The 928-nt window shown below is 55.0% G+C and carries 1 protein-coding gene; it reads right to left on the reverse strand.

Annotated features, from left to right (window positions below; translation table 11 throughout):
• Nucleotides 1-8 precede the first annotated feature (8 nt).
• Nucleotides 9-751 (reverse strand): IS5 family transposase gene (locus AB1L42_RS23815; RefSeq protein WP_367062734.1). Its coding sequence is split into 2 segments (ribosomal slippage): nt 9-448 and nt 448-751, totalling 744 coding nucleotides; the frame shifts between segments, so codons are not numbered across the junction.
• Nucleotides 752-928: the final 177 nt, after the last annotated feature.

The raw sequence follows: 928 nt of genomic DNA on the forward strand, positions 1-928 counted from the left end.
AGCGCCTTTCAAAACCACTTCAAGGTGATGACAAGGCAGGCGAGTTGGACGAGGCCGTTGAAGAGGTCATCGTGATATTCGTAGCGTGTGACAACCCGACGTCGGGATTGCAGCCAGGAGATGGTGCGTTCCACGATCCAGCGTCGCCGATAGCGTCTGAGCGGTCTGCCATCTTGTCGAGGACTGGACTTGCGGTTTTTGCGATGCGGACAGATCAACTCCACAGCATGTTCGGCGAGATGGTCACGCAACCAGTCGGCATCGGCTGCTTTGTCATAAATCAATCGCTCAGGAAATCGCTCGTCCAGAGACGTCTCAACGAGTGTCTCGACCATGTGGACTTCCGCCACGTTCGCCCCAGCAATGACAGTCGACAGCGGCAACCCGTCGCCATCGACCATCAGACCGATCTTGGTTCCTTTGCCTTTCTTGGTCAGGCCAACGCTGTCCCCCCTTTTTTTGCTGGCGAAAACGTGGCGTCGGCCATGCATTCTTCCCAGCGAATCTGTTTGAGCGAATCGAGTTTGCCGAGCAAGCGATGCCAGGCTTTGGCGAAGACACCTGACCGAGTCCATTCATCCAGACGACGCCAGCACGTTGCAGGACTGGGGTATCGCTCTGGTAAATCTTGCCAAGGACAGCCTGTTCTGAGCACCCACAGAATTCCCTCTAAACACTCTCGGGGCGGAATCCTGGGGCGTCCTCCCAGCGGTGAAACAGGCGGATGCGGAAACAGGTCTGCAATCAGAATCCATTGTGAATCAGAAAGTTGCGGTTTGGGTGCCGTCCTGGACCCTGTTGTATTGGGCCGACGTTTTGCCGACCTGCCAAACAGGGTGATGATCATGAGTGTCTCCTTTCACTCACACCACCATGCAAACTGCTTGCCAGAAAAATTCATTAGATCCCGGTTTTGAAAGGTCCTCTA

Source organism: Thalassoglobus sp. JC818, from assembly GCF_040717535.1.
Classification (GTDB): domain Bacteria; phylum Planctomycetota; class Planctomycetia; order Planctomycetales; family Planctomycetaceae; genus Thalassoglobus.